This window comes from Chamaesiphon sp. VAR_48_metabat_403 (genome assembly GCF_031422475.1).
GTDB lineage: Bacteria > Cyanobacteriota > Cyanobacteriia > Cyanobacteriales > Chamaesiphonaceae > Chamaesiphon.
This window is the reverse complement of the sequence record NZ_JANPLS010000082.1, coordinates 1-7,418: the sequence shown is the minus strand read 5'-3', so window position 1 is coordinate 7,418 and position 7,418 is coordinate 1. Positions and strand designations below refer to the sequence as shown.

General features: G+C 45.4%; 5 protein-coding genes and 4 tRNA genes. 6 read left to right on the top strand and 3 right to left on the bottom strand.

Annotated elements, in window-relative coordinates; all coding sequences use genetic code 11:
- Window positions 1-23 precede the first annotated feature (23 nt).
- From RMO79_RS04285 to RMO79_RS04260, 6 genes are all read left to right on the top strand, one after another.
- Window positions 24-96 (top strand) — tRNA-Asp (locus tag RMO79_RS04285).
- A 29-nt stretch (window positions 97-125) separates the two neighbouring features.
- Window positions 126-197 (top strand) — tRNA-Met (locus RMO79_RS04280).
- Window positions 198-235: 38 nt separating this feature from the next.
- Window positions 236-307 (top strand) — tRNA-Gln (locus RMO79_RS04275).
- 32 nt (window positions 308-339) lie between these two features.
- A tRNA-Glu gene (locus tag RMO79_RS04270) sits at window positions 340-411 on the top strand.
- 23 nt (window positions 412-434) lie between these two features.
- Entirely contained in the window at window positions 435-2,087 is a 1,653-nt protein-coding gene (locus tag RMO79_RS04265) for a hypothetical protein (protein ID WP_310481829.1), read from the top strand.
- A gap of 234 nt (window positions 2,088-2,321) precedes the next feature.
- Window positions 2,322-3,938, top strand: coding sequence for a TROVE domain-containing protein (locus RMO79_RS04260; RefSeq protein ID WP_310481828.1), 1,617 nt, complete (start codon window positions 2,322-2,324; stop codon window positions 3,936-3,938).
- A gap of 127 nt (window positions 3,939-4,065) precedes the next feature.
- Here the strand turns inward: RMO79_RS04260 and RMO79_RS04255 are convergent, their stop codons facing one another.
- The 3 genes from RMO79_RS04255 to RMO79_RS04245 form a co-directional block, all read right to left on the bottom strand.
- Window positions 4,066-5,100 carry a hemerythrin domain-containing protein gene (locus RMO79_RS04255; protein WP_310481827.1) on the bottom strand — a complete coding sequence of 345 codons (1,035 nt, stop codon included), beginning with the start codon at window positions 5,098-5,100 and terminating at the stop codon, window positions 4,066-4,068.
- Between the two features lie 203 nt (window positions 5,101-5,303).
- Window positions 5,304-6,128 carry a hypothetical protein gene (locus RMO79_RS04250; protein ID WP_310481826.1) on the bottom strand — a complete coding sequence of 275 codons (825 nt, stop codon included), beginning with the start codon at window positions 6,126-6,128 and terminating at the stop codon, window positions 5,304-5,306.
- Between the two features lie 207 nt (window positions 6,129-6,335).
- Complete coding sequence (locus tag RMO79_RS04245; RefSeq protein ID WP_396136515.1) at window positions 6,336-7,358, bottom strand: spore photoproduct lyase family protein; 1,023 nt, start codon at window positions 7,356-7,358, stop codon at window positions 6,336-6,338.
- Window positions 7,359-7,418 lie beyond the last annotated feature (60 nt).

The following is a 7,418-nucleotide window of genomic DNA, read 5'->3' as shown; positions in this document are numbered from 1 at the left end:
TCAATTCCTGCTACTCCTAATTTGGGATTGTAGCTCAGTGGTTAGAGCGTCCGCCTGTCTAGCGGAAAGTCGCGGGTTCGACTCCCGTCAATCTCGTCCGACTCCTAATCAGAGTTGGTATTTCTGGAACTGTGGCTCAATGGTGGAGCAATCGTTTCATAAGCGATCGGTTGTGGGTTCAAATCCCGCCAGTTCCATGCGATTTTTCACAAAATATCGCTCTAAAAACAACTATTGCCTTGTGGTGTAATTGGCAACACACCTGACTTTGATTCAGGCATTCTAGGTTCAATTCCTAGCGAGGCAGTGAGAGTAATTAATACTCTCTACATCCAATTTGCTCCCATCGTCTAACGGTCAGGACACGGTGCTTTCTACACCAAAATGGGGGTTCGATTCCCCTTGGGAGTATTAATAATTAGTTAGGTAATAATATGTATTTTTCTGAATTTTCTGTTTCAACTCAACCCACAATCGATAAGCACCCCAATCGAGAGATCTGTCATTATTCCGATCTGCTGCGCCAATCGATTCGAGATCGATTTATAACTGTCACAAGCAATCGACAGGGTAAGGTAAATCTATTTACCACGGCGACTACCAATCTCTTCCAAATTTTCCTACAGGCATTGCCCCCCGATTACCGTCAACATCATACTTGTAATAGCTGTCGGCAGTTTGTCGATCGATATGGTGGTATTGTGACGATCGATCCTGATGGCAAAACGATTCCGGTAATGTGGAATCCCGAACTCGTTCCTGAAGTTTACGCGCCAGCCATTAGTAAGTTGTCTTCAGTTGTGGCGGGAGCGGCGATAGATAATGTATTTCTTTCAAATCTGCAAACTTGGGGCACTCCAGTAACGGGGAGCTGGGAGCATATTGCGATCGTTCCTGGTGAAGATTTGGTGTTCGAGTCTACAAGTTTTTATTCGATCTACCAGATTATCGCTCAAAAGCAGCAAGATTATCAGATGCTATTACGGGGCTTTGCAGATTTCCCGATTGCCGTGGCAACACAAGCATACTCCCTGCTCTCTAATGCAACGCTCTATCGATCGGAAGCATGTCTGGGGATTGCCAAATGGTTTTTGGATTTGCAACAGCAACGCCAATCGGCTCGGAACTCGCGCCTGCGGGAAAATCTGACTTGGTTGGCTGTGGCGAATGCGCCTCCAGGCTTTTGTCATATCCGCAGCGGGATGCTCGGTACTCTGCTCGAAGATATCCAAAATGGGCTGGCATTTCAACAGATTGCTGACAAGTTTAATGCCAAAATGAACCCCTTGCAATATCTTCGCCCTCAAGCACCGCCTAAAGCAGGGAATATCGCCCAAGCTGAAAAAATTATCGAACAGCTCCAAACCGCAGGTGCATTAGATCGGCGATTTGCCAAGCTCGAAGATCTTCAGGCTCTGTGGATGCTACATCCCACCGTGCCTAAAGTCGAACGCAAAGGAATTTTCAGTCATCTCCAGACGGCTACAACCAAATCTCAGCAACAAATAGACGTGCCGCCGATCGTGATGACGTGGGAAAAGTTTGCTCGCACTATTTTGCCAACGGCTAAAACGATCGAGTATTTCGTACCTGCTAGTCACCAATCTTATATGGCATTGGTTACCGCCCAAAATCCTGAAGCTCCGCCGATTATTCAATGGGATACGCCAGAATATCGCAATCCAGTCACCTGGTATTTTTATGCAAATGGTTCGTCACCTAACGCGTGGAATTTGCGATCGAATACTTATTGTGCCGTTACTGCGATCGTGCTTCAGCCTTCGTTATGGAATCAGCCCGAAAAGTTTGCCAATAAAGGTGAAAAGGCGTTTTTACTATTGCAAAATGCCAAGGATAAACAATACCAAAAAGGTGCTGGATTTTTCCCTGAATCGCTCAAGAGTGAATATCACAGCATTCGATCGACGATGGAAGCTTATGCCCAAAATGCGGTGCTAGCAGGCAAAGACGAAGCGACGGCTTGTGGAATTGGTTTACAAAAGGGCGGCTCTTGGGATTCGATCCTGTTGCGGGTAACAACTGGGGATAATTTACAGGTTAAATATCAACTCGATCGCTGGGATTAATGTGGTGTTTGTTAACTAAATACAGCTTCGTTTGGGCACCACCTGGGGATTCATCCCCAGGCTAATAGCTCAAGTCCACTGAAGTGGACTAAAAAATCTAATAGTCCACTTCAGTGGACTAGAGCCGCTAGCCCGCACTTCAGTCGCGGGCGGGTGATGAACGTAGCAAACATTTCACTATCCACTATTCACTTTTACATTATTGCCCTCACGGGCTGAAGAAGATTAAAAATCATGACTTACCAATTCTTTTTCGGTAACAAACAAACCCAAACTACATCCCAAAACAAACCAATTCCTGGACGCGAATCAGAAATGATTCAAGGTAAATCCAGTGGTTATATGTTTAAAGCAGGTATCTGGCGCACATTGCGTCGGTGCTTGTTAATTGGTACTGGTAATGGTAGTTACCACGCAACTAAATGGGAATTAACCAACGATTTCGTCGATGTTTTAGAAAAAGCGATCGCTGAAGATCCCGATCGCGTAGCACAAGAAATTGTCTATGCTTCTGATGGTCGATCGATTAATAACAGTGCGCCGATCTGGGCATTAGTTTTATTATCGATGGGTGAAGATCCCGCTGCTAAAACAGCATTTGAATCTATTTTCCCTCAAGTTATCCGGACAGCCAGCCACTTTTATGAATGGATTAGTTATACCAAATCCGTGCGCGGTTTCGGTAAAATCGTCCGCGAAGCTGGTAAAAATTGGTTGTTGCAGGGCGATACAAAAGCTCTGGCTTATCAATTGTTAAAATATCAACAACGCCACGGTTTTTCCAATCGCGATGCGTTGCGATTGTTCCATGCCAAACCTCAAACCGAAGATCGCGACATGTTGTTTAAATGGGTAACTACTGGGTGGGATGAATTGCCCCCAAAATCGCCTACAGCAGCATTGAATCAGATCTGGTGGTATGAATGGTTAAAACGCAATCCAGATCGCACCACAGAGGCAATTTCCAAGGGTCGCTTGACTCATGAAATGGCTGCACCTGTCGGTAAAATGGATGTCGCTGCTTGGCAATTATTGTTTGAAGATATGCCGATCGGAGCTTTATTGCGAAACCTCGGTTCTTTAACTGAAATTGGGATCTTTGCTTACTCCAAAAAATGCAAGAAAAATATCGACAGAGTTGCAGCCATCCTCAAAAATAAAGAACACTTACGCAAAGGACGCATTCATCCGATCGATGTGTTAAAAGCACTCAAAACTTACCGCTCTGGTGGTAGTTTGGGTAAAAGTAGCAAAACTTGGACTCCCGTACCGCGCATCATCGATATTTTAGAGTCAGCTTTGGAATTATCATTCGATGCGATCGAGCCGACTGGTAAAGTGTTTATGCACGCTGTTGATATCTCTGGTTCGATGTCTTACTATACGGTAAGTTCGATAAACCTTACCTGTTGCGAAATCGCCACGACGATGGCATTATCATCGGCAAAAGCGGAAAAAAACTACGCGATTCGTGGATTTTCAACCAGTTTTATCGACTTAAACATCAATCGTAGCGACTCATTTAGTTCGGCAATTAAAAAAGCCAGCGATCTGAATTTTGGCGGTACCGATGCTAGTTCTGCTTTTAGATGGATGATAAAAAACAACTGCTATGCAGATGTAATTTGCTTGTGGACGGATTGTGAAAGTTGGGCGGGAAGTCAACACCCCACTCAAGCTTTAGCTGAATATCGTCAAAAAGTGAATCGCGATGCTAAAGCGATTTATATCTCGCTGGTGCCTAACAATATCTCTTTAGTCGATCCTAAAGATCCGAATTCTTGGGATATTGCTGGCTTCGATCCTAGCACTCCTAAATTGATTCAAGCGATCGCCAGTGGTGAATTGTAATCTTTTAATTCAGAATTAACTCGATCGAAGGTAAGAGTGTTCGATCGGGGAAGGAGGATATTAAAAAAGACTGTTGGAGTTCCAACAGTCCTAAAATTAAGTTAAGTGTGAAGATCTTTTTGCCCAGTTATTTGGCAGGTGTGAGCTGTTCTTGCAATTTGCTTTTGGCAGTCTTAAATTCAGTAGCTAACCGTTCTTGCTGTTCATCGCTACAGTTGTTGCGAATTGCGGTAAACATGTCACTTTCTTCTTGACGAACGTGTTCCATAACGGCATTTTTAAGCATTTCTACTTTAGCTTTGAAGTTACCATCGCTAGCATTCATCGATTTGATTTCTGCTAACATCGTCTTCATTTCGGCTTGCTCGTCGTAGAGTTCTTGAGTTTGGCCATAGAATGCCCGCACGGCTGGATAAACTACTTGCTCTTCAGCTTCTGAATGTACGGATAGATCCTTATAAATTTGAGCGAAATATTCTTCGCACTTTTGAGGATCGTTGCTATTGGCAATTTCCATAAATAGCATATTGACTTTATTATGATCCATCCGAATTATGTCTTGGATGTTCATGTCAGATTTATCGCTATTTAGAGTCACAGCACTGCCGAGCACCCCCGAAAATGCTGCTAATGAATCTTGAACCCGCGCCCAAATTCCTTGATTAGCTTCTTGTCCGGTTAGTTCCCGAACGCCAAGTAATTCGATTACGCCTTTGAGTTGCTCTTCGTGAGCGCGATTCTCAAAATTAACGGTATTTAATGGTGTTAACGCAGCTTCTACATCGGCACCGATTACTTGAGCAGCTTTGTGGAGCAAATAACCAGACATGAATTGTTCGTGCTTGAGCGATTCGTGATGAGCGACTTTTTCATACACTGTCAACTCAGAACCATCCATCAACTTAGTAACCTCATCAACCATCATCGAGACGGTTTCTTTGGGCTTGCCCGTGACACCATATTGAACCATAATGGTGTCCAAAATGCCAAGATTTTTTTTGTCATCGTCTAGCATTTTACTCAGGCGATGGCGAACTTCTTGGTCGTTACAAGCAGTAATAAGTTTTTCCTCATTAGAGATTAGCAAGTTTTGTACTTCCTTAATCCCAGCTAGCTTACTAGCAATTGCCGTACGTTTTGAATCTTCAAGTGTAATAGACATCGAGCGTTCTCCTTGCTAAGTATTGCTTCATCGATTGTCGATGAACTCTCTCTTTATTTAAGATAAAAGATTGCAGCCGATATCTCATCTCTCTAATGGTAGATAAGTTATTTTGAAGCTGGGATGTATTCATTAAAATAAGGGCAAACTTACGTTCGCCCTCTAATTCTAGATCTGCATCCCGCTCGATCGATAAAACTAATTTAGGCGAAAGATTTGCCAGCAGCACTCAAGGCTTTACCTGATTTTTGAAGTATGCCTTTAAACCCGCGTGGAGCATTAGCCGCAGCGGTAGTCGTCAGCTCGCCAATTTTGCCCATGAGCGCGCTTAGTTCGGCAGCTTTAACTTTATTACCTTTCAGGAGCTTTTTCAGATCCTTGAGTTCGGTCGCAATTTGCTGGAAACTGGCATCTTCAGATTTATGCAGGAGATCGTACCACCGCTCGATTTGTTCGATCGCTAATTTAAGCTCGATTTGCTGGGGTTCTGTGTCGAGAGTATCCACCAGCTCATTTAAGGCATCATGCTGCTCGGTATCTTCGGCTTTGGCTAAAGAGCGACCGACTTTTGTTAATTGCTTGCCTAACTGTTGTAGGGGTGTTTTGAATTCTGTTGCGGCTGCACTGGCGATATTGGTCGTTTGTTCGCCCAGATGGCCGATTAACTCGCCTAGCTCGTGTCCGCTTGGCTCTTTGCGTTTTAAGAGCTTGTGTAATTCTTTCAACCCACTGGCAATTTCTTTAGCTGCTGGTTGTTTTAAGCCATCGACTAATTTATGAATGCCATCAATCGTTTTTAAGGCAACATCGGGATCGATCTCGCTCAAATCGCCTTGCAATACTTGTACCAATGAGTCCAACTTTTGCAAAGGTTGGCTATCTGTTGACTCCGCACCCGCTTGAGCTGGTTTGGCAGTTTTTTTTGGTTCTTTAGCTCCATCTGCTAGTTCCTGTTGTTCGGCTCCATGTTCGATCGAGTCTGCTTGAGTCGATTCGCGCTTATCCTGAATCTGTCTTTGGCTAGCCATGATGCTAAATTCTCGATCGATAGATGATTAACCCCCAGCTTACAAAGCTTTAGCGGCAGTACCCTCGTTCTAAGGATGTAGGTACCAATCAGCCATTTGAGAGAGGGTTTGGGTTTGGGATGGGGAGACTGGGGGACTGGGGGACTAGGGGACTGGGGGACTGGGGGACTGGGAGCATGGATAGATTTTTAATCCTCCTTACTCAAATTAAGTCCAGTAGAGAATCTTCGCGTGGGGAAATCGCTGCGATAGCTCTCGCATGAAGAAACCGCGCAGTGACTTCATGATATCCGTGTCATAGACATACTTAATTCCGCCAAACTTGTTTCGCTTGAGAGTCCGCTCCGACTCATCCATCTCTAGCTTGCTTTGAGGATACCACTTGGTGAGAGTTTCCTTCGAGCCTGGTGTAAAGCGGTGCGAAATTAGCTCGAATGTCAAATCGCAATCAAAATCTAAGGCAGTCGCGATCGAGTCTAACAACTGAGTATAGTGTAACTCCCAATCTTCGATCGGCATAATCGGCGCAATTACCAGCCCCACGGGGTAACCACCACCCCCGCGTGCTGGGGGTAAAGCCAACTTCCGCACCGCTTGTAATCGCGCTGCAACGGTCGCCGTACCGCCCTCAAACCGCAGCGAAGCTGGTGCGGCATTGACACTGAACCGACAGCGCGTATGCCCGTTGTGAGGCAAATCTAACAGCCCATCCACCGCATCAAATTTGGATACCCAGCGCAAATATCCATCTTTACGGGTACCAAAATAACGAATGCATTCTGCTAAACTACCCGTGAGATGCTCGATGCCCAGCGGATCGGTATAGCAACTAACTTCAAAACTAGTCTGTTCGCCTGCACGTTCGTAAGCGGCCAAATTTGCCAAAGTCTGCGGCAGATTGGCAAAAGCGCGAATTACTGGCGGCCCTTGCAGGCTCCCTGCTAAATAACAGTACTGACAGTGCGCCGGACAGCCTTCAGCGAGGTGAAATTGCCAGTCGGCAGAGGGGGGGATGGGACTCAGCTTAAAACTACTCGGAGGGGCTGTCACGACAGCTAGAGTGCGCTTGGAAATTTGATAGGTTTCGCGATCGTTTTCACCCCGCAGTCCAGTGAGACGGTTGTGAGGGAGGATTTCGATCGGTAAATTTAAGGACTCAGTGCGGGCGAGGATCTGTTGTCCCCAAGGTTCGGCGATGGCTGCGGGGGTAAACAATACCTGCTCTGGCATCCAGAGTCGCGGTAGGCTGGCTGAAGCGGTAGTAGACTCAATTGCGATCGACACAATAAT